Annotated in this window: 21 protein-coding genes and 1 tRNA gene; 13 read left to right on the top strand and 9 right to left on the bottom strand. The window is 53.4% G+C overall.

All coding sequences use genetic code 11. The features are described 5' to 3' along the window. Positions 1-55: 55 nt before the first annotated feature. Positions 56-1,027 (bottom strand): GDP-mannose 4,6-dehydratase, encoded by a 972-nt coding sequence (locus IPH75_08265; protein ID MBK7142058.1) that lies wholly within the window; start codon positions 1,025-1,027, stop codon positions 56-58. Next, entirely contained in the window at positions 1,024-1,992 is a 969-nt protein-coding gene (gene gmd / locus IPH75_08260) for a GDP-mannose 4,6-dehydratase (GenBank protein ID MBK7142057.1), read from the bottom strand. Before gmd ends, IPH75_08265 begins: the two co-directional genes overlap by 4 nt. 258 nt (positions 1,993-2,250) lie before the next feature. Between gmd and IPH75_08255 the strand changes: the two genes are divergently transcribed. The 5 genes from IPH75_08255 to IPH75_08235 all read left to right on the top strand — a co-directional run bounded on the left by IPH75_08255 (position 2,251) and on the right by IPH75_08235 (position 6,560). Then, positions 2,251-3,159, top strand: coding sequence for a tetratricopeptide repeat protein (locus tag IPH75_08255; GenBank protein MBK7142056.1), 909 nt, complete (start codon positions 2,251-2,253; stop codon positions 3,157-3,159). A gap of 74 nt (positions 3,160-3,233) precedes the next feature. Beyond that, positions 3,234-4,109: a hypothetical protein gene (locus tag IPH75_08250; protein ID MBK7142055.1), complete on the top strand. Its 876-nt coding sequence runs from the start codon at positions 3,234-3,236 to the stop codon at positions 4,107-4,109. 122 nt (positions 4,110-4,231) lie between these two features. Next, complete coding sequence (locus tag IPH75_08245; protein ID MBK7142054.1) at positions 4,232-5,170, top strand: aldo/keto reductase family protein; 939 nt, start codon at positions 4,232-4,234, stop codon at positions 5,168-5,170. 44 nt (positions 5,171-5,214) lie between these two features. Beyond that, positions 5,215-5,718 (top strand): DinB family protein, encoded by a 504-nt coding sequence (locus IPH75_08240; protein MBK7142053.1) that lies wholly within the window; start codon positions 5,215-5,217, stop codon positions 5,716-5,718. A 161-nt stretch (positions 5,719-5,879) separates the two neighbouring features. Then, entirely contained in the window at positions 5,880-6,560 is a 681-nt protein-coding gene (locus IPH75_08235; protein ID MBK7142052.1) for a toxin-antitoxin system YwqK family antitoxin, read from the top strand. Between the two features lie 10 nt (positions 6,561-6,570). Here the strand turns inward: IPH75_08235 and IPH75_08230 are convergent, their stop codons facing one another. Further along, the gene (locus tag IPH75_08230) at positions 6,571-7,464 is read right to left on the bottom strand and encodes a DMT family transporter (GenBank protein ID MBK7142051.1); all 894 of its coding nucleotides are present in this window, start codon (positions 7,462-7,464) and stop codon (positions 6,571-6,573) included. Positions 7,465-7,779: 315 nt separating this feature from the next. On the opposite strand from IPH75_08230, the gene IPH75_08225 reads away from it, so the two are divergent. The 4 genes from IPH75_08225 to IPH75_08210 all read left to right on the top strand — a co-directional run bounded on the left by IPH75_08225 (position 7,780) and on the right by IPH75_08210 (position 11,599). Next, positions 7,780-8,283 carry a hypothetical protein gene (locus IPH75_08225; GenBank protein MBK7142050.1) on the top strand — a complete coding sequence of 168 codons (504 nt, stop codon included), beginning with the start codon at positions 7,780-7,782 and terminating at the stop codon, positions 8,281-8,283. A 21-nt stretch (positions 8,284-8,304) separates the two neighbouring features. Next, the gene (locus IPH75_08220) at positions 8,305-8,805 is read left to right on the top strand and encodes an RNA polymerase sigma factor (GenBank protein MBK7142049.1); all 501 of its coding nucleotides are present in this window, start codon (positions 8,305-8,307) and stop codon (positions 8,803-8,805) included. A gap of 2 nt (positions 8,806-8,807) precedes the next feature. Beyond that, the gene (locus IPH75_08215) at positions 8,808-9,284 is read left to right on the top strand and encodes a hypothetical protein (GenBank protein MBK7142048.1); all 477 of its coding nucleotides are present in this window, start codon (positions 8,808-8,810) and stop codon (positions 9,282-9,284) included. 65 nt (positions 9,285-9,349) lie between these two features. Further along, positions 9,350-11,599: a UvrD-helicase domain-containing protein gene (locus tag IPH75_08210; protein ID MBK7142047.1), complete on the top strand. Its 2,250-nt coding sequence runs from the start codon at positions 9,350-9,352 to the stop codon at positions 11,597-11,599. A gap of 9 nt (positions 11,600-11,608) precedes the next feature. Here the strand turns inward: IPH75_08210 and IPH75_08205 are convergent, their stop codons facing one another. Then, entirely contained in the window at positions 11,609-12,088 is a 480-nt protein-coding gene (locus IPH75_08205; GenBank protein ID MBK7142046.1) for a hypothetical protein, read from the bottom strand. A 33-nt stretch (positions 12,089-12,121) separates the two neighbouring features. Next, positions 12,122-12,718: a GNAT family N-acetyltransferase gene (locus IPH75_08200; protein MBK7142045.1), complete on the bottom strand. Its 597-nt coding sequence runs from the start codon at positions 12,716-12,718 to the stop codon at positions 12,122-12,124. A gap of 241 nt (positions 12,719-12,959) precedes the next feature. On the opposite strand from IPH75_08200, the gene IPH75_08195 reads away from it, so the two are divergent. Then, complete coding sequence (locus IPH75_08195) at positions 12,960-13,298, top strand: STAS domain-containing protein (protein MBK7142044.1); 339 nt, start codon at positions 12,960-12,962, stop codon at positions 13,296-13,298. Positions 13,299-13,446: 148 nt separating this feature from the next. Next, complete coding sequence (locus IPH75_08190; GenBank protein ID MBK7142043.1) at positions 13,447-15,759, top strand: carbohydrate binding family 9 domain-containing protein; 2,313 nt, start codon at positions 13,447-13,449, stop codon at positions 15,757-15,759. Positions 15,760-15,834: 75 nt separating this feature from the next. Here the strand turns inward: IPH75_08190 and clpX are convergent, their stop codons facing one another. The 4 genes from clpX to IPH75_08170 all read right to left on the bottom strand — a co-directional run bounded on the left by clpX (position 15,835) and on the right by IPH75_08170 (position 19,452). Continuing rightward, positions 15,835-17,085, bottom strand: a complete 1,251-nt coding sequence (gene clpX / locus IPH75_08185; protein MBK7142042.1) for an ATP-dependent Clp protease ATP-binding subunit ClpX — start codon at positions 17,083-17,085, stop codon at positions 15,835-15,837. Between the two features lie 71 nt (positions 17,086-17,156). Next, a complete protein-coding gene (gene clpP / locus IPH75_08180; protein ID MBK7142041.1) occupies positions 17,157-17,738 on the bottom strand; it encodes an ATP-dependent Clp endopeptidase proteolytic subunit ClpP in 582 nt (193 codons plus the stop codon). Between the two features lie 96 nt (positions 17,739-17,834). Next, positions 17,835-19,109, bottom strand: a complete 1,275-nt coding sequence (gene tig / locus IPH75_08175) for a trigger factor (protein MBK7142040.1) — start codon at positions 19,107-19,109, stop codon at positions 17,835-17,837. 258 nt (positions 19,110-19,367) lie between these two features. Continuing rightward, a tRNA-Leu gene (locus IPH75_08170) sits at positions 19,368-19,452 on the bottom strand. A 683-nt stretch (positions 19,453-20,135) separates the two neighbouring features. On the opposite strand from IPH75_08170, the gene IPH75_08165 reads away from it, so the two are divergent. After that, positions 20,136-20,522 carry a hypothetical protein gene (locus IPH75_08165; protein ID MBK7142039.1) on the top strand — a complete coding sequence of 129 codons (387 nt, stop codon included), beginning with the start codon at positions 20,136-20,138 and terminating at the stop codon, positions 20,520-20,522. A 33-nt stretch (positions 20,523-20,555) separates the two neighbouring features. Next, on the top strand, positions 20,556-21,161 hold the full coding sequence (locus tag IPH75_08160) for a hypothetical protein (GenBank protein MBK7142038.1): 606 nt from the start codon (positions 20,556-20,558) through the stop codon (positions 21,159-21,161). Positions 21,162-21,589: the final 428 nt, after the last annotated feature.

The following is a 21,589-nucleotide window of genomic DNA, read 5'->3' as shown; positions in this document are numbered from 1 at the left end:
GGTTGCCTTTTTGGATTTTGCTTTTGTTGCCATCTATTCTTCTCCCAAAGTGGTGCTATTTCTTCGTTGCGATCTTCTCACGCCAATACTCAAGCGTATCCTGCAGAGTCTTTCGTAACGGTATTTTGCTGGTAAAGTTCACTGCGCGAGTGGCTTTTGCATGGCTTCCCCGCAGTATCGGTATATCGGCTTTCCTGAGCCGACTTTTATCTATCCTGACCTCTATATCGGCGTGACTGAGGGATAGCAATATCCTCAGGATGTCGTTTATTGCGACCGCTTTACCGGAGCAAAGCTGATAAACTTCCCCCGGTTTCCCCTTCTCAGCCAGCAAGCGATAGCCGCGAACAATGTCGCGGACATCGGAGAAATCTCGTTTAGCCGAGAGGTCACCCACCATCAGAGTTGGTTTCTGGCTCCTGGCTTCGATTTCAGCGATCTGTCGGGCGAACGACGGAATGACGAAGTTTGCGGTCTGTCGCGGGCCAGAATGATTAAAGGCCCTGGCGACCACGACCGGCAGGTGATGGGATCGGCAGTAATAGCGTGCGGCGTACTCGGCGGCGGCCTTGGCTATCCCATACGGAGATATCGGGTTAAAGCTCTGGTTTTCGGTAAGTGTTCGGTTGGGGGGCTGGAAAATACCATATGCATCGGCCGATCCGACGAATAGGAACTTTTTAAGTCCTGTATGCTGTCGCGCGGCATCCAGCATGTTCTGGGTACCATCAAAATTCACCCGAAAGGTGGTCTGTTCTAGTTCGAACGATTTGCCTACTGATGCAATCGCGGCCAAATGAAACAGGTAGTCCGGCTTGACGGAGACGACCAACTTGCGGCAGGCGGGAGTCTTGAGAATATCAAGGCGGGTGAGAGAGAGATCGGTTTTGATCTTCTTGATATTGTCGGTCGTTTCACCGGGGGCGAGCGTACCAAAAACGCGGTACCCCTCGCGGAGCAGCTCCTCGGCGAGCCATGAGCCGGCGAATCCGGCGATACCGGTGATCAGAGCGGTTCGTTGTTTCATGCGCGGGGCGAGCCCGACAGACGCTCCATGTCAGCATCAACCATCATCTTGACCAGTTGTTCGAAACTGACTTTCGGTTCCCAGCCAAGGGTCTTCTTCGCATGTGAAGGGTCACCCAAGAGCAGGTCGACCTCGGCGGGTCGGACGAAGCGCTGGTCGGTGACAACATGCTTTTTGTAATCGAGATCCAGATGGCCGAACGCAAGCTTGACGAAATCTTCGACCGAATGTGTCTGGCCGGTGGCGATGACAAAATCAGAAGGGTTTGGTTGTTGTAGCATCAGCCACATTGCGCGGACATAATCACCGGCAAATCCCCAGTCACGTTTGGCGTCGAGATTCCCCAGCGCCAATTTGTCGGCCAGACCAAGTTTGATCCGTACTGCGCCATCGGTGATCTTCCGGGTGACAAATTCCAGCCCGCGGCGCGGCGATTCATGATTGAACAGAATCCCGGAGCTGGCATGGATGCCGTAGCTCTCGCGATAGTTCACGGTGATGAAGTGACCATACACTTTGGCCACGCCGTACGGTGAGCGCGGATAAAACGGCGTTGTTTCTTTTTGCGGGACTTCATGGACCTTGCCGAACATCTCCGATGATGACGCCTGGTAGAATTTGATCTTTTTGTCAACCAGTCGGATCGCTTCGAGCATCTTGGTGACGCCAAGCGCATCAAACTCGCCGGTCAAAACCGGTTGCACCCAGGAGGTCGGCACAAAGGATTGTGCGCCGAGGTTGTAGACCTCGTTGGGGCGATGGTGCTCGATCACATTGACGATTGAGAGCTGGTCGAGCAGATCTGCCTGGACCAGTTCGATCTTATCTTTGATATGGTTTATCCGGTCGAATGATTCAGTGGAGGACCGACGGACCATACCGATGACTTCGTATCCTTGTTCAAGGAGAAGTTCAGCGAGGTAGGAGCCGTCCTGTCCGGTAATCCCGGTAATGAATGCGCGCATAGGGGACCAATGGGTAAATGGTTAAGTCTTGCTTTGTCTTATACTGTCGTTGTCGGCAGTCGACGGCGGTCAATATATGGTTGGAGCAAAAGAGGGTCAAACAGAATTCACTCCTCTACTGTATTGAAAAAGAGGGAGTTAGGCGGTATATTCGGAGGGCGAAGGTAGTCAATTGAGGCATGCTACTCCGGTCCATTGACTATCCTGCTGTCCGGGGTCGTTTTGACGCGATCCGAGAGAGGAGAAAAAGGAGCTTTGATGGAAACGTCCGGCCTGTCCGCCTCCGAACTGCTCGAATTGGCTGACACTGCATTTCAGAAACGGGAAATAGATTCCGCCTTGGCGACCTATACCAAGGCTGGAGAAACGGCTCGAGCTGAGTTCAATCGGCCGGTGGAAGTTGAGGCGCTTTGCCAGGTGGCGCGATGCTACCTGACACTAGGGAGTCGAACGGATGGAGAGATGATCCTGACCGAGGCAGCAGCGAAAGCATCGGAGAACGACCCGCTTGGATGGTCCCGCTATCTTGGAGTCCGCGGGCGGTTCGAGTGGAAAGGGAAAGATCTCGACGCGGCGCGAAAAACGTTTGAAGACTACTATACCTTCTGCGCCCTGCATGACCTTCGGGCACGGGCGATCGACGCGGTCAATATGAGCGGGATTGTGGCAGCCTCGCCACAGGAAGCGATCGACTGGACCAAACGCGGGATCGAGATGGCGGAATCGTACGAAGCTGAGCATTGGCTCGGGCCACTCTGGAATAATCTTGGCGGGACATATTATGATCTCAAACGGTTCGACGATGCGCTTGACTGCTATCTCAAAGCGCGTGAATATCACTGGCGGCATTCGACGGAGACGGCCAAGCTGTTCGCGGATTATCATGTCGGGATGACCTATCGATTGACGGGACAGAATGAAACGGCAAAAAGCTGGCTTCGGCCGGTGTTAGCGTGGGCAGAGCGACTGGGGAATCATAGTGCGATCGCACAGGTACTGGATGATCTGGGTGAGATCGCGAAAGATGAGGGGAATTTAACCGAAGCCCTTGCGCTATTGAAGCGAGCGAAAGATCATTTCCGCCTGGATGGCTACCCTGAGCATTCACCGGATATCTGGGAGAATGTCTCAATACGCGTCGCACAGCTCGAAGCCAAGATACGCTAGGAGCGGGGCTCTGCAATCGGGAGACGATCCGGGTTCGTATAAGCTAGTGACGCGGGGAGAAACGCGAGCAGGCGATGAAGTATCGTTCAACTGGACTGATCATATTTATTATTGCGACAATCTGGCTTTGTGCTGGATGTCCGGAAGATACCCCCGTACCTGCTCAAGGTGAAAATTATTACCCGTTTGAGACCGATCCGATCCTGTCGACTGACCGTCAGTATGTTTACTTTTCTTTGCGCGATACGGCAGCCCCCTCGCTTACCGGTATTTATCGAGCGAGAGTCGTGCGCCCAGAGCGCGAACCAATCTGGCTTGACTCCGGACTGACCTCTCCCTCGCCCTCGGAGAATCTCCAGCAGATTGCGGCATTGCGGCATGATACCTTGCTGGTTTATGCCGTCAGTGATTCGAACGTTATGGTGCCGGCTCTCGGCAGCACATTTGAGTCTGTCTGCTTTGTGGGGAATAGCACGATCATAACTGTCAATGACTCTACCATATCGAGATATTCACTATCGGGAGGCGGTCTGCTGTTTGATCGTTATGGCTATGATCCCGTCGCGTTTTCAGAAAGTAGTTATACCTGTCTCGTGCGCACGGGAGATTTCAACTGGGCGGTGATCGAAGCAGGATTAAATGGTGCGACAGATACGTTGTATCAAGTAGCATCGACATTTCCGCCGCGGTGGCCCCTGCTGAATGCAAACCGGGACCGTCTGGTGCTGGCGAGGCAAGCGACTGCAGGATATGAGCTATGGGGCTATAATCTGACCACATCGGCTGACCTGTTATTGGCGGAGTCAGACTATCCGAAGGCGTGTTTGATCGGCAATTACCTGCTCTTTACCGGGGCGAAGCCGATCCTGAATCAGGTCTCTCTTTTTGGAGGCTCAATTTCACTTTGGGTGTTCGCTGAACCAATTGAATCGACACCGTCTGGGCCCTAAGAAAGTCAGTATATGTTAGTCAAGTTCGGGTCTGTTGGTCTCCCTTTCCGGTTGTTCAATTGCCGGCATCTTACTACTTTCATTTCAATGAGTATTCGATCACCCGAGGCAAAGGAGTTGGTGTGAATTATCGGCGTGTAGGTGGTACCGGTCTCAAAGTTTCCAGTATATCGCTCGGCGCATGGTTGACTTATGGCGGGACGGTAGAAGACAGGACCTCCACCCAGATCATCCAGCGCGCGATCGAACTGGGGATCAATTTCATCGATATCTCAGATATCTACCGCAAAGGGGAAGCCGAGAAGGTCGTCGGGAAAGCGATCAAAGAGTTCACGCGAACCGACCTGGTGATATCAAGCAAGCTATTTTGGCCGATGTCGGACAATGTGAATGACCGCGGGCTCTCCCGCAAACATATCATGGAATCGATTGAAAAGTCACTCAAGCGGATCGGGACCGACTATCTGGATATCTATTTCTGCCACCGGTTTGATCCGGAGACGCCGGTCGAAGAGACGGCACGAGCGATGGATGACCTGATCCGTCAGGGGAAGGTACATTACTGGGGGCATTCCGTCTGGGAGGCGGAGCAGATCCAGCAGGCGGTGGATGTTGCCGAGCGTTATTTCACATATCGCCCCTCGGTTGAGCAGCCGCGCTACAATATGATTGACCGTCACATTGAGAAGGATATACTCCCGACATGCGCCAAAAACGGCATCGGGCTGGTCGTCTGGTCGCCGCTGGCGCAGGGGTTGTTGACCGGCAAGTATAATGGCGGGGTTCCGGAGGGGAGCCGTGGGGCGACCAGTCAATGGCTCGAACGGGATATGAACGAAACCAATATTGCCAAAGTCCGTAAACTAACCGGCATCGCGGAGAAGTTGGGAATCACGGTCGGGCAGTTGGCGCTGGCCTGGATACTACGGCTTCCGGAGATAACCTCCGCGATCACCGGCGCAACAACGCTCGCGCAGTTGGAAGAGAACGTGAAAGCGTCGGAAATTGCCTTGTCACCAGAGACACTCACAGAGATCGAGCGGATCCTAGACGGGAAATAGACTCGAACAGATAGGAACTCAGACATAGATCGAGGAGCGGTAAGATGTACCATTCATTGGCGGAATTTTTCGGGGAGTATGAACAGGAGCGCGGTGAAACACAGAAGATCATGAATGCGCTGACGGATGCATCGCTCGCGCAGGCGGTCGCGCATGACCATCGGACACTGGGACGCATGGCCTGGCATCTGGTGACCACCTATCCGGAGATGACCGCATACAGCGGTATTATCATCAAGTCGGCCGTCAAAGAGAGCCCGGTGCCGGCCACCGCGGCGCAGATCGCCCATGCGTATCAGACCGCAACACAGGAGATGATCGATTTCATCAAGGGGAACTGGAATGATGACGAGCTGAAGGTCGAGAAAGATTTCTACGGCGAAAAGTGGTCGATCGGTCTGATGCTTAAGATATTGATCAAACATGAGATACATCACCGCGGCCAGATGACGGTGCTGATGCGTCAGGCGGGGCTGAAAGTCCCCGGCGTATATGGACCGGCCAAAGAGGATTGGGTCAATTACGGGCAGAATCCGCCGGAGGTTTAGCCGATTTAACGGTTTCTCCATCGATGACTTACCGTTTTCTAACGGTCTGCGGGTTTAATAAAATGTCGGTCGCCTAGTGACTGATGTTCAAGCGAATTGACCAGGCTGCTTGATTTCTCGAGCAGCCTGTTCTTTGAAACGCGGTAAAACCAGGTGAGTGGATGAAACTGCTGAAAACAACCTTCCTGCTTCTGACTTTATGTGCGTTTGGTGCGACATTGACCAGCGCCCAGACTCCGACTGACTCTTCTCTGCTCAAGCAGGGGATGCAGGCGCGTGAAGAAATTTTCCCCAATGGCAAATTGAAAGCGAAGTGGACCGAACGGACCAATGCGGATGGGACAGCCACCAAGCATGGCGTGTTCGAGAATTTCTACGACAATGGCCAGATGAAATCCCGCGTCGAGTATGTCGAGGGGAAAGAGAACGGCATGATGACCACCTGGCAGAATGACGGCAAGTTGATCTCGACGCTCTCCTACAAAGATGGGCAATTGCATGGCATCTGCACCTATTTTAATACGGATGGGGTCAAGATGTCATCGGGGAGTTACCAGAACGGCAAAGAGAACGGCGTCTTCACGCTGTTTTATCCATCGGGGAAAGTACAGGCGAAAACGACCTGGAAAGATGGGAAGCAGGATGGGGCATACGAAGTCTGGTGGGAGAATGGGAAGCGGGCGAAACTGGGACAGTCCAAAGATGGCATGGTTGAGGGGCATTGGAAAGTCTGGGACTCGACCGGAATGTTGATGCTTGAGGAAGACTACAAAGAGAACGTGCTGGTGAAATCGGTGAAGTACGACAGCACGGGTGCGGTGATCGACACGACGAAAAAGTAAACGCGGTCTCTCAGACCATTGTGGTGTTGGTCGAGGGCTTGGGGAGTTTGATGATATTCAGCACCAGTCCTGTCCCCAATAGAATCAGCGCCATCCCGCCGACCATCCCGAGCGTCAACTGCTCGTGCAAAAACAGCACCCCCCACAATATCCCAAACAGCGGCATCAGGAAAGTAACAGTCAGCGCCTTGGTTGGGCCGATATCGGCTATCAACCGGAAATAGAGCAGGTAGGCGACTGCGCTACAGATTATCGCGAGCGCCAGCATATTGAGGGCGATAAACGGCGTTACTTCGCCTCGCATCGGGAATGCGGGAATGGCAGGGATCAAGACAAATGCGGCCATCAACTGACTCGCCCCGGCAATCGCGCGCGGCTTGAGTGACTTGCCAAATTTCTTGATATAAACCGCGGAAAAGCCATAGCAGAGCGTCGCCACCAGACAGGCGAGGACCGACATGAGGAACCATGAGTCAACCTCAGCCGGTGGAATATTCACCACCAGAAAGACGCCACCTGCCCCGACCAGCAGACCGAGTGTCCGCAGCCAGGTCAACCTCTCCCCCAGCCAGAAGACCGACAGGATCGCGCTCCAGAGCGGGGCGCTTGAATTGAGAATCGCTGAATACGAGGCCGGGATATGGAGTGCGGCAAACGCGTACATGAAAAATGGGATCGCCGAGTTCACCCCGCCGATCAGCAGGTACTGTTTCCAGTACTTGAAGAACTCCATGTCAAAACGAATGATGCGGAAGTAGATGGCCAAAGCCACTCCGGCGATCAATACCCGGAGCATGGCAGTGATGATCGGCCCAAAGACCGGGGAAATCACCCGCATGAAGATAAACGACCCACCCCAAATGGCGGCGAGAATGACCAGGCTGACGATATCGGAAGTCTTCATAGTTGCGGGAAGGTAGTACGGGGTCGGCGGCTTGTCTACCGGAAATCGGGCAAGGAATCCGATCGTCCTGTAGCAATCAACTAGCCTGAATGAGATACCCTCACCCGCCTCTCCGAGGCACCCTCTCCCAGAGGGAGAGGGGACTTCCCTTCTCCCTTTGGGAGAAGGTGGCGCGAAGCGACGGATGAGGGATTCCACGCCTCGATCAGTCCAGCGTTAACCCGTAGCATTTTCCCAACTCACTGTTTACCTTTCCGGTGACCTGTCCGTCTAATGGTCAAAGCTAATGCAAATACCGAATCTCAGGAGCCACATATGGATAACGACATTCTGATGCAGGAATCGATAATGTTCGCCTGTTTGACGGCGCTGGTTGGGTTTGTCCTCTGGTTGCTCTTCCGCCGCAGACAGGTGATCATGAATCTGGAGTATCATCGGCTGGAGACGCTCAACAAACTGATCGACAAATACGGAAGTGCCGCGGAGTTCATCAGTTTCATGGCGACCGATGCCGGGAAGCGGTTGCTGATGACGGCGGAGAAAGAAGCGCCCGCCTCCAACGGAAAGAATATGGTCCTTCGGTTTATCCAGGCGGCGGTGATGATCTTCGTCCTGGGTGCAGGGTTTATGGCTGGCGCGGGACAATACGGCGATTCCAGTGATCCCGGGAATATTCAGCAGGTGCATGATATGGAGTACTGGGGAGTGATGTGCTTCATGTTGGCGATCGGGCTGGGGATCGTCTCGATGGTCACGTACGGATGGCATAAGACACAGGAACGGGCTGCACGGAAAGAGCGTAAACTGGAAGCGTCCTGATCAGTCTGTCGGCCACCTACCATGAACCAGTCCGAGTTCCGCATCTTCTACCGCTCGACGTACCGTCCGCTCTGGAGCTATCTCTATCGAATGGTACGCGAGCATGAATTGAGCAATGATCTCGCACAGGAGAGTTATTTTCGATTTCTCAAGGCGGATCGCGGTGCGGAGACACCCGGAGCAGATCGGGCTTACCTCTTCACTATCGCGACCAACCTGGTGCGGGACCACTGGCGAAGTGGAAAAGTACATGGGGAGTGGGTGGAAGTAGAACAGAGCGATGATAGCGATGATTCAGCTGAACAAATTCCGTTGCAGATCGACCTGGCAACGGCGATGGAGAAGCTGACGCTAATGCACCGTTCCCTGCTCTGGCTTTGTTATGTCGAAGGGTACACGCATACTGAGGCGGCGGCTATTGTCGGTGTAGAAACAGGTTCGGTGAGAGTTCTGTTGTCGCGTGCGCGAAAGAAGCTGGCAGGCATCTGTCGTGAAGCCGGTATTGTTAAAGAAAGAGAATGACTATGCAGTGCGAATTTGAATTGCGAGTAATCACGGCTGTCCGGTCCGACGCGATCCCCGGTGACCTGCGAAAGCATATTGATTCTTGTCCTGCTTGTCAGGAGACAGAGCGGCTGACACTGTCTTTCCGCGCATTGGCTATGGAGACTGACGCAGTAATTCCGCCCGTGCCGGATCCATCGATGGTCTGGAACGAGGCGACAGTAGAGGCACGACCGGCATCGCAAATGACGCTCTACCTTATTTCGGCGGCGGTACTCGGCTCAGTCTTGCTGGCTGGTTATTTCATATATGGATTCTTCTTCCGGATGCCGGGAGAAAGCGCGGGGTCGCTGAAGAGACTTCCACTCGGCGGGTCCCCCTTCCCTCTCGATAGTGGCCTGATAATCCTGTTGGTGGCAGTCGGGTTGGTGCTGCTACTTCCGCAGATGGGGTCATCCAAGCCGAAAAAAGTCGGCAGTTTGTTTGTCACAATGTAGTCACGCACGAAGAAATTCCCAAAGTCATTGCTTCCGGAGCGGGAGGATGTATATTCGTCCCACTTATGCATCATCTCCTGGAAGGCCTCAATAACGAACAACGCGACGCGGTGGTCACGACCGATGGACCATTGCTGGTGATCGCCGGCGCGGGGTCAGGCAAAACGCGGGTATTAACGCGACGTCTGGCGTATATCCTGATGCAGCGATTGGCGGAGCCGTACCAGATGCTGGCGGTGACATTCACCAACAAGGCGGCGGGAGAGATGAAAGCGCGTGTCAATGCGCTGATGGCCACTGACATAGCGGAACTTCAGGTCAGCACATTCCACTCCTTCTGTGCGCGGTTACTTCGGCGCGAAGCGGCCTCTGCAGGGTATGACAGTAATTTCACGATCCTCGATCAGGAAGATTCGATCAGCCTGATCAAAAACTGTATCAAGGATCTTCGGATATCGGATGGTCAGTTCCCGGCCAAAGGGCAGGCGCGCAAGATCTCCGATGCGAAAAATCAGTTGATATCGGCGGACCAGTTCGCCCAGCAGGCTTCCGGTTATTTCGAATCCCGCACGGCAGAGATCTACAAGTTGTATCAGCGCCGGTTGCGCGAATGCAATGGGATGGATTTTGACGACCTGATCTTCAACTCGGTCTGGATCCTGAAAAACAATCAGGAGATCGGTGACCGGTATCGAAATCGATTTAAGTATCTGCTGGTGGATGAGTACCAGGATACCAACCGGGTGCAGTACCTGTTGCTGAAGTCGATCCTCGGAGATCACCAGAATATCTGTGTAGTGGGAGATGAGGACCAGTCGATCTATGGCTGGCGCGGTGCGGATATCCGCAATATTCTCGAATTCGAGAAAGATTTCCCCGGAGCCAGGATCATCAAACTGGAGCAGAATTACCGGAGTACCAATACGATTCTGAAAGCGGCCTCGGCGGTGATCGAAAACAACCAGGCGCGCAAAGGGAAAACTCTCTGGGCACAGGCCGAGGATGGCGAGCCGATCAGACTGCTGATGGTTGATTCGGCCGAGGATGAGGCGGTGCGGATGGTCGAGCAGATAGATTCCGATCGCGGAAGCAGATCGCTCAAAGAGATGGTGATCCTCTATCGCACCAACGCACAGTCACGACCGTTCGAAGAGCAACTTCGCCGGAAAAATATCCCGTACCAGATTGTCGGTGGCATCTCGTTTTACCATCGCAAAGAGATCAAGGATCTGATGGCGTATCTGAAACTGATCGCCAATCCGAAGGATGATGTTGCATTCGAGCGGATCATCAATTATCCGAAGCGCGGTCTGGGGGATAAGACGGTGTCGGATATCGCGGCGCTGGGTTCACAGCAGAAGCAGCCGATGTATGAGATCGCGCGTTCGGCAGCAAGTTATCCTGATCTTGCCGGCAAAGCGAAGCGGATCCAGCCATTCGTCGACCTGATCGAGAAATTCCAGGCACGGGTTGAGACTGACCCGATCGATATTCTCGCGGAAGATCTGGTCGCCGACCTGAAGCTGATCGAAGAGCTGCGCGCCGAAGATGCCGTGGTCGGTGAAGCGAAGGTTGAGAATATCGAAGCGTTTATCGAGGGTGCGGCCGAGTTCGCACGCGGACGCAGTGAAGCGAACCTTCGCGACTACCTCTCCGAGATCTCGCTGTTCTCCGATACCGACCAGTACAAGGAGATCGAAGAAAAGATCACGCTGATGACGATCCACGCGGCCAAAGGGCTGGAGTACGAGACCGTCTACCTCGTTGGCCTTGAGGAGGGTCTGTTTCCGCTCCAACGAACGATAGTCGAGCCGATGGAGTTGGAAGAGGAACGGCGACTGTTTTATGTCGCCGCAACCCGGGCGCGCAAGCGGCTCTTTCTTTCGACTGCGACGACCCGTTTCCGGTTTGGCGAGGTGCAGTCGATTCCGTCGCGTTTCATCAAGGAGATCCCGGAGGGATTGCTCGAAAAGCGCGATTTCAGGGCACGGACGATGTTCCAGTATGGAAACGGGTATCAATCGCAGTCGACTGCCCAGGGGAAGCCGTTCCCTTCGCACCAGGTTGGAGAAGATGATCTGTTCGGCGGCCGTTCGGCCGCATCTGCATCCAAAGCCAAGGGCGAGACATATTACGAGTATGAAGAGAATGAAACCTATCGGGTGGGGCGAATAGTAGCGCATCCCACATTCGGACGCGGGAAGATACTGGCGGCAGAAGGATACGGGGATTCGCTCCGTTTGGAGATCATGTTCACCGGGCTGGGAGTAAAAAAGATCATGGCGAAGTATGCCAAGTTACGGATAGTTGGCTAAGCCGTTCGGTCAAGTGACCGGTTTTTTCGCTTCTTCAGAATCTCTCTTCTTAAATACTACTCTCCCCCACAACAGCGGGACCAGAAGCAAAAGAGTGGCGCCGCCAGCCATCACAGAAAATCCATAGCGTACTTTCGTTGCACTGACCAATCCTCGCATTGTATTTCTGAGAGGGCCCCCGGCCACGTGTTGCTTGAAGTCGGTATCCATGCTGGCCTTCCGGTTTTCGATCTCGCCGACCGTATAAAACAGCAGGATCAGCGCGAGGAGACCTGTGAGGTAGAGTCCCCACCACTTGCGGAAGAGAGCAAGGAAAACTGAGATCGCCGCGAGCGAGATCAGGATGATCGCTCCGGTCGGACTGAGGTCGAAGAAAGATTCATCGCGGAAGATCTTCATCCCCAAAAGAGGCATCGAAACACCCCAGATCATCAGTCCGGCGCCAATGAGGATGAGCAACTGTCGAATCAGAACAGAAAAATTGAACATATCTACCCGGTCAAGATACGTGCTGGAATCCCGTCAGGTTCCTTTCTTCTTTGACTTAGCGAAAGAAAGTCGATAGAGCGGACGACTATGGGAGAGCCGTTGCGTGAGACTGAAGCCGAGTCGCTTGAAGATCGCTTCGGGGCCGGTGTAGACAAATGCCGCCGGGAGTTTGTTGCCATCCTTGGTCAGCGGGACAGGATAGCTTTCGATGATCTTCCCTTTCCGTTTGACGATCGCCTTGACGGCGGCTTCACACATTTTTTCAGCGAGCCCACTGTTGCGGTATTCCTTTCGGACGAAAAAGCAATTGATCGACCAGACCTGGTCGATATCGGTCCGGGCGTAGGCTTTCATGGTTTCGGTGCGCGGGAAATCGAGGCGCCGCCCGAAGGAACACCATCCGATCGGGGTGGAACCATCGAATGCGAGTATGCCGTTGGCCTCACCAGCCTTGACCAATTTGCGAAACGCTTTGTGGTTCGGTTCGCCGACGGCATTCCGCCAGAGTTTGCCACCATGGGGGATTCGCCAGAACATACACCAGCATCCGCCGCAGGCGCCACGTTCGCCGAAAAGTTCTTCGACTGCGGGCCAGTCTGTGGGCTTTAATTCTCGCACGGTAATTGCCATAAGTTCGTCCTTGGAAAGTCGGGTTGCTGGTACGATAGAAGGTGACGATGCGACAGGCAATCACAAAACGGGTTTGAAGGGAATAAGCTCTTGGGACGGGGGATGTTAGGTCGGGCAAAAAGGGCTTGCTTTTTGGGTGATTGGGTACCATCTTTGGCTACCTTTCCTCAGACCGTCGCAACCGGTTGGGGGACAGCACCAACCAGAAATAAGTAACCTCGAAGCATAAAGGCGCAAACTCATGAAGTTTGAAGACATTCTGCAGGACGATATCGTCATCATCGACATATCGGGAAAGATCATGGGTGGCGAAGAGACGACGATGTTCCACGGCCGCGTCCATGAGTACCTCAATCGGAACAAGAAGAAATTCGTTCTTGATCTGGCCAAGACGGATTGGATGAACTCCGTTGGCCTGGGGATGCTTATCTCGGCGCTGACCTCAGTCAAGAATTCGGGCGGACGCCTGGTTCTGGCCAATATCACGAAGATCGAATCTATTCTGACTATCACTCGCCTGATCTCTGTTTTTGAGCACTTTGAGAGCCGCGAAGATGCCCTCAAAGCGCTAAAAGGCTAGTTTCGTCCGGATTTCAGACAGATATGACGCAAGGCCCGCAATATGCGGGCCTTTTTCTATGAGAGAAATGGGGGCTGCCGCTCGCCCGTTTGCCAGCCAATTTCCGGTCGGTCGAAACATACAGGAAAGTGGTTACGTAGTTTCCTTCATGGGAACTATCAGACTCATCTGCAGCGCGGCAACCATGGCCGCTCTTATCCTGTTTCTACCGTTGTTTGTTTCCGCTCAGGAGACGTTTACAGCCAGGATCAAGCCGACGATCAATGTCCCCCGCGTTACCGGAGAAGTCACTGTTGATGGCAAACTGGATGAACCGATCTGGCAACAATGCGCGGTGGCTGATGGTTTTTCCGAGACCGATCCCGGCGACCTGATCAAGCCGCCGGTTGACTCACGGGCGCTGATCGGCTTCGATGATCACAACCTCTATGTGGCGCTCATCGCGCTTGACAATGACCCGAAGTCGGTCCGCTATTCGTTGCGCGACCGCGACAATATTTTCCGCGATGATTATTTCGGCCTGATGCTCGACACATACGGCGACGCATCCTGGGGGTATGAGTTGTTCGTCAATCCGCTTGGCATCCAGGGGGACCTTCGGATGCTAAACGGCGGCAACGAAGATATGACTTTCGACCTGATCTGGCACTCCAAAGGAGTAGTTACCGACAGTGGCTACCAGGTTGAGATCGCGATACCGTTTTCCAGCCTTCGCTTCCCGAATAAAGAGGAGCAGGTCTGGAAGATCAATTTCTGGCGCGACCGTCAGCGCGAAGTACGCCGTCGCATGTGCTGGGCGGCCATCAGCCGCGATGACCCTTGCTTTATGTGCCAGTGGGGAACCCTTACCGGTATCTCTGGGATCAAGTCTGGCAACAAGCTGGAGATACTTCCTAATATCATCGCGTTCCAGTCAGGGGAGTTGAGAGATTATGGCAATCCCGATGACGGGTTTGAGAATGGGGATGCCGATGCAGAGGTCTCATTCAATGCGCGTTATAGTCTCTCTTCGAACGCGACGGTAGAGCTCTCCGCCAATCCGGATTTCAGCCAGGTTGAGTCGGATGCGACCCAGATCGATGTTAATTCTCCCTTTGCGCTCTTCTTTGAAGAACGACGCCCCTTCTTCCAGGAGGGGAGCGACCTGTATGGTTCATTCATAGATGTCATTTACACCCGTTCAATCGCTGATCCGCTTGTTGCCTCAAAACTGACGGGGAAATTCGGGCGGACCAGTTTTACGCACCTGCTGGGGCGGGATGAACACACCCCGCTTTTGGTTCCGCAAAACGAACGCTCTTACCTTTGGCAAGGTGGGAAAAGCACGTCGAATATCCTGAGAGTGAAACATCAACTCAATGATGGCTCATATGTCGGCGGCATGGTGACGGACCGTCGCCTGGATGGCGGCGGTGCAGGAACGGTCTTTGGCGGCGACTTTTCCTATCAGTTCCTGAAAAACTACACGGTAGAGGGGCAACTGGTCGGCAACCGGACTGCAGAACCAGATGACCCGGCGCTTTCAGAAGATGCCGGGGATGCACGTTTTGATGATTCGGCGCATACCGTTGCGTTTGACGGCGAGACCTTCTGGGGAAGCGCGGGGTATTTTAGCTTAGAACGGACTGCGCGGGTCTGGAATGTGAATATCGACTATAACCAGTATAGCCCTACTTTCCGTGCGGACAATGGTTTTGTCACGCGCAATAGCAATCGGGTCATTGATATTTGGACCGGTCTCAATTTCCAGCAGAACAGCAAGCTCTTGCAGCGCGTTGAGCCATCGGTAGGTATCGGCCGCTTGTGGGATTGGGATGGCACACGCAAAGATGAATGGCTGGTGCCGCATCTTGAGATGCAACTAACCGGTCAGACCTTCGTCTGGGCGGAGTATCTCTGGAGCAGAGAGCTGTTCCGCGATGTCTGGTTTCCGGGGATCCGACGTGCCACACTTGGGGTTAATGGCAGACCCTCGGAGTTTTTCAATTTCGAAGTAAGCGGGAATGTCGGGCGGTTCATCGCACGAAGTGGTGAATTGGCCGAACCAGTACTTGGGGAAGGACAGAATTACTTCCTCTGGATATCGCTCAAGCCGACCAAGCGACTGTTGATCGAGCCATACGTTGAATATTCCAAATTGGATTACCCGGACGGCGGCCAGAACATTTATGACTTCTATGTTGCACGGTCACGCTTCAATTATCAGTTGAGCCGTCAGTGGTTTTTGCGAGTAGTAGTTGAGTATGTGCACGGAAAGGAGATCATCAATACCGGCTCAGGTTACGGATACGACAAGCAAGCGTTTCTGTCGGTCGAACCGCTGGTGAGCTGGAAATTGAATCCGTTTACGATCTTCTATGTTGGTTCAACGCATGACTACTGGGACGCTGACCAGGAAGGCAAGCTGTACCGGTCATCGCAGCGTTTCTTCGCGAAATTTCAGTATCTGTTCAGGATATAGGGAGGTTAGGCGACTCTCCAGATACACAAAAGCCCCGTAAGTGCGAGGCTTTCATATTTGATTCTATAGGGCGTCTCATCCCGCTTTTTTCTTCTCCGCGTGAGTTACCAGTTTCGGTGGCTTGCCTTCAGTGATCGTCTCCGCGCCGACAACGACTTCGGCTACTTCAGGATGCGACGGGATATCGTACATCACGCCAAGCATCGCCTTCTCGAAAATAGACCGCAGCGCGCGGGCGCCGGTCTTTTTCTCCATCGCGATCTTCACCGCCGCCTGAAGCGCGTCTTCTTCGAAGCGGATCTTGACCCCTTCCATCTCCATCAACCGCGCATACTGTTTGGTCAGCGCGTTTTTCGGTTCGGTCAGGATAGACATCATCGCGACAGCGTCGAGCGGACGAAGCGGCGCCACCACCGGAAGACGACCGACCAATTCCGGTATCAACCCGTATTCGATCAGATCAGCCGGAATGACATGGTCAAGAACCTCATCGGAGTTCTGTCCGACGAACTTCTTGTTCGCCTCAAACCCGACAATGCGACTCCCCTGCCGACGGGCGACGATCTTTTCCAGACCATCAAACGCTCCGCCGCAGATGAAGAGGATGTTCGAGGTATCGATCTGCACGAAGGCCTGCTCGGGATGTTTCCGTCCACCTTTCGGCGGGATATTAGAGACAGTCCCTTCGAGGATCTTGAGCAGACCCTGCTGGACCCCTTCGCCGGAGACATCGCGGGTGATCGATGGGTTTCCATCTTTTCGGGATATCTTGTCGATCTCGTCGATATAGATGATCCCTCGTTCGGTCTTCGCCTGATTGTAATTGGCCGCCTGGTAGAGGCGGACCAGGATATTTTCGACATCCTCGCCGACATAACCGGCCTCGGTGAGGACGGTAGCATCGGCGATCGTGAACGGCACTTTGAGGAATTTGGCGAGCGACCGGGCGATGAGCGTTTTGCCCGTACCGGTCGGACCAAGCATCAGGATATTGGACTTCTCCAGATCGACGACATCGGTGTTGGCAACATCGCCGGCCGAGCGTGAGCGGAGATTGAGATTGACGCGCTTGTAATGGTTGTAGACCGCGACAGCTACCGTTTTCTTGGCGAGCTCCTGACCGATCACGTACTGGTCGAGGAAGTTCTTGATCTCGGCCGGGCGCGGGAGATTGGCGATCTCCTCGCTCGGTTCGTAATCAGGAGCATTCTGCAACAGGTCGGAGCAGAGGACCACGCACTCATTGCAAATATAGGCCTCATGACCGGAGAAGAGCCGTTTGACCTGACCGTACGCTTTCCCGCAGAAGGAACAGCGGTGTGGCATACGTGGCGGTTGACCCGCTTGATGTGTCATATCAACATCCTATGTTTCTGGTCCGTTCGCGCGGACGCTGACTACTTCTTTTCTTTCTTGCCGAACTCGTAGACCTTGTCGATCAGGCCGTAGTTCTTGGCATCTTCGGCGGACATGAAGTAGTCGCGGTCGGAATCCTTCTCGATCTGTTCGAGCGGCTTTCCGGTATGATAGGCGAGGAGTTCGTTGAGGCGGCGTTTCGTCCGGAGGAACTCTTCGGTCATGATAACGATATCGGAGATCTGACCCTGGGTGCCGGCTGACGGCTGGTGGATCATGATCCGGCTATTCGGCAGCGCCGAACGCTTCCCGGTTGTGCCGGAAGCGAGGAGGAATGCACCCATCGATGCGGCCAGCCCCATACAGGTGGTGGCAACATCCGGCTTGATGAACTGCATGGTGTCATACATGGCAAGTCCGGCCGAGACCGAACCACCCGGAGAATTGATATAGAGGAAAATGTCCTTTTCCGGATCCTCAGCATCAAGGAACAGCAACTGCGCAATAACCAGGTTGGAGATATTGTCATCGATCGGGGTGCCGATGAAGACAATCCGGTCTTTGAGGAGTCGCGAGAAAATGTCATAGGCTCGTTCGCCACGTCCGGTTTGTTCCACCACCATCGGAACGAGGTAACTCGACTGGGCCTTCGTGTAATGTCTGACTAAGTCGTTGAATTCTTTCACGCGCTACATCCTTTTCGCTTATCGTGATCGTCGTTAGGCTTTTTTCTCCGGCGCCACCACCTGGGCTTTGCTCATCAGGAAATCGAGCACTTTTTCTTCGAGCAGCGATTCCCGCAAGCTGCTGACCTTACCCGACTTATTCAGGGCTTCGGCCGCCTGCTCCTTGGTGATCTGGTTGCGCAGGGCAAATTCGTCTATCCATTTTTCGGTATCTGACGGCAAAACTTCAATCTTCTCTTGCCCCGCAAGCTGATGCCAGATCAAATCCCAGCGCATCGCTTCTATTCCAACATGGCGGTAGTTCTGTTTGATCTGCTCTTCATCATCGGCGGTTGCCATGGGATATTGCTTCTTGAAGTCCTCGATCACCGACTCAAGGTACTCAGCGACCATCCCTTCGGGGATCGGGATAGGGTTGATATCGGCCATCTGGTGGACCAGTTCGTGGCGCTGGTTCCGCTTGTATGCATCCTCGCGCTGGCGCTTGAGGTCCTCGCGGATCTTAAGGCGCATTTCGAGCAGGGTCTCCCCTATCCCGGTCTGCTTGGCGAAAGAGTCATCGAGTTCCGGAAGGATCACTTCCTTGACTGATTTCAGGGTAGCATGATAGGTGATCGATGCTCCGGCGAAAACGCGGTCGGAGTAGTCCTCGGGGTAGATGACTTCGATCTTTTTCTCATCGCCGATCTTCATGCCGGGGATCTGTTCGCGGAATTCTTTGATCGTGACCGGATTGGACAGGTCGACCTCGGAATTCGGGAAGCTATCGGTCTGCAGAACCAGTTTCGGGTCGGCGATCTTTTTGAGGTCGACCGTCACCCAATCCGAGGACTGCGCTTCGCGCTCGACCGGGCGGACAGTGGCCATCCGCTTCCGCATATAGTCAACCATCTCGTTGACGTCTTTGTCAGTCACTTCGCCATCTTCTTTAGTCACCTTGATACCGGCGAAGGCGATAGTGCCGACCTCGGGAAAAACTTCGACCTGGGCGGTGTAGTTGAAACCGCCATCGTCGTTGAAGTTAAAGTCGGTCAGGGTCGGGCGGGTGGCGACTTTGAGGGAATGTTCTTTGACGGCTTCGGGGAGGGTTTCCTTGATCAGATCATCGACGACATCCGCACGGACCTCGTTGGTGAACATGTTTTTGATCATGGGCATCGGGACTTTCCCTTTGCGGAATCCCTTGATCTCAGCTTTTTGCTGGACCTCGACGAATTTCTTTTCCATTTCGGTCTGTACCCGCTCGGCAGGGATAACCACCGAAAGTTCGCGCACTAACCCTTCACCAGTTTTGACTTCAACTTTCACAAATCTTCTCCATCGGCAATGCCGGTCATGTTAGGTAGCAACGGTGGCAAGGTAGCCGAATGTTCCCGTCTGCCAGGATGGCAGGAAATCGGGGGGTCAGGCTGTCCGAACCGCCGTTATCTGAACCTCTAATAAAGCACCAAAAGCCACCTGAAAACAAGTGGCTAATTCTTGGCGCAAGTTCTGATGTGACAAACAGGTAGCGGGCAGGGCGGGTTGGGACCATGCCGGGCCGCGGCTGGGAGTCACCGGGTATAATGGTGCGAAAGGGGGGACTCGAACCCCCACCCCTTGCAGGACTGGATCCTAAGTCCAGCGCGTCTACCAATTCCGCCACTCTCGCATTGGCCTAAATAGTATATCTACGAACAACTTACCAATAATATGGTTTTCCTCGCGACGGCTCGTGTGACCAATTTGTGACTAACCAAAGGCTTCTACATCAATCTGGATTCATTCAGTATGATTCCAATTGTAACTGACAGCGATTGGATCAACACAAAAGATGGGTTTACCATTGGCCTTGTGGACCTTGCTTTTTGGTTGATTCAATTTGCCCATTTATCTACCTTAGAACAACATCAATTTTGCAGATTCTAAAGGGAGGATATTCTGTAGCCCGTTACTCGATTCCTATCATAAAACCAATCCAGCTGCAGAATTGAAGAGACAGTGCACTATCGAGACCATCACCGGATAAACCGGCTACAAGTGGCATACGACAATGACTGAAATCAGATCATTAGCTGCTCGCAAGATGGCCAGAGGGTAGAGATTTTCGGGTAGCAGGGTGATTGAGACACCTCCTAGGTGGCAACTGGTACCACATCACAGTTGTCTGCCAAGGCGGCCCAATTCGGAACTGTTGGAATGGTAGACTTATTCGTGTTGCCCAGAAAAGCAGTTTCTTTCGTGGCCCCGAGAGTGCTGACATTAAAAATGAGCAGACGCAGGCCAGCTTTGCGAATTTCAAGCTGACAAAGCTGCCGTAACCATACGAGTGAATCTCAGCGGGGAAAGGGATCAATGACCTCCAAACGTAACACAGTGAACATACTGGCCATGATTACCTTCGTGTGCCTTGCAAGTTGTTCCGAAAAGGAAGCACAGCCTATCGTCAAGAAGCTGGAACCGATTGTGGTTGCCGATGATTTCCGAAATCTCAAAGACGGAGAACAAATCGCTTATAGGCTCACGTCAGGGACGTACAAGATGGAGCTGACTTCGGGAAACGGGACTGCAGTTGTTGAGTGGGTAGGTGCGCCCTGTCCAAAGTCCACCGAAGTCACCGCGCTGCAGACAATGTGTGAACTTGTTCAGGATGGCCAGCTCTTAGTGACCAATCCAACCAGCTTCGGGAACGGCCCGACTATCTCAGTTACTATCAAAATTACACGCATGCCACATGCCTAACACTTATTCAACAGTTGGCAAAGGACATCAGAAGTGCCGGTTTCTAATGCTGAAAGACTCAACTACAATGACGGTGCGCTCTATTGCTACGGAACCGCATACATTTTTGAATGTAGGATTCGACCTCTCGAGGTCGCCATTAACCTGCTTACCTTTACTGGGTTTCTGGGTCCTATGATCGCTGGCGTAACTGTCACCTCCGTTAGCACAAGTGGTCAAGTTGCCGGATGGGTGATTTTGGTAATTTGGTTTGCCGTAGCCTTGAGTGCCATCCACGTTCTACTGTCGCTTTGGGCACTCGTTCAGGAATGGCTTAACCAGTTGGCTTTTTACAAGAGCAGCATGGTTGAGAATTACCAGCTTTCTTCGGAGTTAGAGGACTTGGCTAAAAATACACTTTTGTCAGACATTGATTGGAGGAACCGGGCTGCAATCTTGGATGAGAGAGGTAAGTATCGCCAAAAAGAGGATCTTCACCAAAACATTACGGAAGACGAGCGCCGCATGGGGATGCGGTATGCACTCAGAAAGTTTAAACGGGCTTGTTCGGGATGCGGGAAGATTCCCACCAGCATAGTTGCATCAGACTGTGACATTTGTGGATCGTTTAAAATGAGGAGTTTCCAATGGCCACGGTAAACGCAAAAATGGTCAAAGTAATGGAAGGGTTCACGAAACTCGATTCCGCTGAGAGGGCGGAGCTTGTCAATTGGATTAACAAATACCAAGCCACCGTCTACGGTTTCCAGCAGACTGAGCTGATGGAATCAATACGCAAGACTGCCGGCGTCTCACTTGGGCCGCTCAGCTCCGGCTCTTGCCCCTGTTGTGGTAGATAAGGGTAAAACCAGAAATTACAGCAACCTGCTATAGCGTCTTTACCGGATTGCCAACAGGCAATCAGGGACCCCATTCAAGCCCCTGGCGCAAGGTGGGGCTATTTTTTCAGTATTTACGGTCTTATGACGCACCCTATTCCCAATTGAAGAGCCAGGCTGCATTCGGGCACCGTCTAGCGTCCGAAGAGTCGCCCGCCAAGCTGTAGTGAGGGTGTCGAGGGAAGGGTT

The sequence above is a fragment of the bacterium genome (genome assembly GCA_016708025.1).
GTDB lineage: Bacteria > Zixibacteria > MSB-5A5 > GN15 > FEB-12 > FEB-12.
The sequence above is the reverse complement of the archived record's forward strand: the minus strand, read 5'-3'. Positions and strand labels throughout refer to the sequence as shown.